Source organism: Dietzia sp. SYD-A1, assembly GCF_015356725.1.
In the GTDB taxonomy this organism is placed as follows: domain Bacteria; phylum Actinomycetota; class Actinomycetes; order Mycobacteriales; family Mycobacteriaceae; genus Dietzia.
On the sequence record NZ_JADDKI010000420.1, the window covers coordinates 1 to 2059 of the forward strand.

At 70.9% G+C, this 2059-nt stretch carries 3 protein-coding genes; 2 read left to right on the forward strand and 1 reads right to left on the reverse strand.

Annotated features, from left to right (window positions below; genetic code table 11):
• On the forward strand, positions 1-183 hold a 183-nt coding region (locus tag IY392_RS15065), incomplete at its 5' end, for a tyrosine-type recombinase/integrase (RefSeq protein WP_194861646.1).
• 65 nt (positions 184-248) lie between these two features.
• On the opposite strand, the gene IY392_RS15070 is transcribed toward IY392_RS15065, so the two are convergent.
• Positions 249-848 (reverse strand): M23 family metallopeptidase, encoded by a 600-nt coding sequence (locus tag IY392_RS15070; RefSeq protein WP_194861647.1) that lies wholly within the window; start codon positions 846-848, stop codon positions 249-251.
• 390 nt (positions 849-1238) lie between these two features.
• On the opposite strand from IY392_RS15070, the gene rpsB reads away from it, so the two are divergent.
• A partial coding sequence (gene rpsB, locus IY392_RS15075) for a 30S ribosomal protein S2 (RefSeq protein ID WP_194861648.1) occupies positions 1239-2059 on the forward strand: 821 nt, incomplete at its 3' end.

The following is a 2059-nucleotide window of genomic DNA, read 5'->3' on the forward strand; positions in this document are numbered from 1 at the left end:
CCGCAGGTCTCACCCCACGCGCTGAGGCACAGCAGCGCGACCCATCTGCTCGAGGGCGGCGCGGACCTCCGCCACGTCCAGGAACTCCTGGGCCACTCGACCCCGGCGACAACCCAGGTGTACACACACGTCTCAGCGGAGCGGCTCCGCGCCGCCTATCGGGGCGCCCACCCGAGGGCCTGACCGGGTCGGCGGTGCCCGGGCCGGCGCTGCGCGGATCAGGCCGGCGTGGGTCGCCTCGGCGCGGCTCATCCGGCCCCGTCCCCGGGCAGGGTCGGCTTGAGGCGGATCGGCCGGTCGTGGACCGAGAGAAGGCTCAGCGGGTCGATGTAGTCGTCGTCACCCGCAGGCCCGCCCGAGGCGACGCGCGCGCCCCAGTGCAGACACGCGTGAACGGGACACCCTGCGTGGCCGGCGAGGAGATGTCCCACCGTGTCCCCGGTGGCGACGTCGTCCCCGGTGCGCACGGTGGCCCGGACCGGTTCGTAGGTCGTGCGGAGCCCCGCACCGTGATCGATCGAGAGCACCGGACGACCGCCCACGGCGCCCGCGAACACCACGGTGCCGCCAGCGGGTGCGCGGATGACCGCGAGGGGCGGCGCCGCCAGGTCGACCCCCCGGTGCCCCGACAGCCATCGCTGAGCGGGAGGGTCGAAGGGCCTGACCGCCGACACCGGCCCGGGAAGCGGCCCCCTCAGATCCCGGCGCGGTGGTTCCGGGACCGCCGCGGCCCGGGGGGCCACGACCAGCAGCCCGACCACTGCCACCACTGCCGCTGCGGACACGACAGTGGACGCCCGGGCCGGGCGTGCAGGTGTCGTCGCGGTGGCCGGACTCGTGGATCCCATGGTGTGAGTACACCCGTCGGGCTCGGGTGAGGCCCGCCCGTCGGCCGTGCTGTGGAAGGTGCGGAGGACGCTCCACAGAAGGGGCGACCGGTGACGGTGTGTTGGAGTGCGGGCGCAGGCGGGTTATGATTTTCGACGCGGTCGACTGACGTCGATTGACTTCGCGTGTCCTGCGCTCTCCACGGAGGGGGCATCCGGACCCGGGGCGAGCAGCCCCGGCCATACCGGACAGCGGACCTGTAGGTGCCCCTGCTCGTCAGGGGTTCGGTCCGGTGCGGACACCAGGGCCCGAGACCACCCGGTCTCACGGGCGTAACCCGATACACAGAAAGCGAGGACGAGGGCCTCGCGGTCCGGCTGCTTCCAAGCCGGACGAGCCCTCAACCCATCATGGCAGTCATCTCCATGAAGCAGCTGCTCGACGCAGGTGCCCACTTCGGCCACCAGACCCGTCGCTGGAACCCGAAGATGCGGCGGTTCATCTTCACCGACCGCAACGGCATCTACATCATCGACCTGCAGCAGACCCTGACGTACATCGACCAGGCGTACGAGTTCGTCAAGGAGACCGTCGCCCACGGTGGCACCGTCCTGTTCGTCGGCACCAAGAAGCAGGCCCAGGAGGCCATCGCCGAGGAGGCCGCCAAGGTCGGTATGCCGTACGTCAACCAGCGGTGGCTGGGCGGCATGCTCACCAACTTCCAGACCGTGCACCAGCGCCTCATCCGCCTCAAGGAGCTCGAGGCGATGGAGCAGTCGGGCGGGTTCGAGGGCCGCACCAAGAAGGAGATTCTCATGCTCACGCGTGAGATGACCAAGCTGGCGCGCACCCTCGGCGGTATGCGCGACATGACCAAGGTGCCGTCCGTCGTGTGGATCGTCGACACCAACAAGGAGCACATCGCGGTCGGCGAGGCACGCAAGCTCAACATCCCGGTCGTCGCCCTGCTCGACACGAACTGTGATCCCGACCTGGTGGACTACCCGATCCCGGCCAACGACGACGCGATCCGTTCGGTCAGCGTCCTGACCCGGGTCATCGCCTCCGCCGTCGCCGAGGGTCTCAAGGCCCGCTCCCAGGCCGGCAAGGCCACCGGCGAGGAGGCCGAGCCGCTCGCCGAGTGGGAGGCCGAGCAGCTCGACCAGGTCACCGGCACCGCCGCGGCCGAGGGCGCCGAGTCGCCCGCCCAGGTCACCGGCACCGAGTCCCC